At 53.7% G+C, this 227-nt stretch carries 1 pseudogene; it reads left to right on the top strand.

Features of this window, described 5'->3' with window-relative positions:
* Positions 1–227 (top strand): annotated as a pseudogene (locus ACW9I6_RS32485) (IS630 family transposase); the annotation flags it as partial.

Below are 227 nucleotides of genomic sequence, written 5' to 3'. Positions count from 1 at the left end.
GGACAAGGCTGTGGTGTTGTGTTGCGATGAAAAAAGCCAGGTTCAAGCCTTGGAGCGCACGCAGCCGGGCTTGCCTTTGGGCATCGGTCATATCCAGACCAAATCCCATGATTACACCCGCCACGGCACAGTCACGTTATTCGCTGCATTGGATTATCTTCAGGGCAAATTGATCAGCAGCATCGAGCGTCAGCACCGGCATCAAGAGTGGCTGGCCTTTCTCAAGA

The sequence above is a fragment of the Pseudomonas sp. SDO5522_S412 genome, assembly GCF_054071215.1.
Note: the sequence above shows the minus strand (reverse complement) of the source record. Positions and strands in the feature narration are given on the sequence as shown.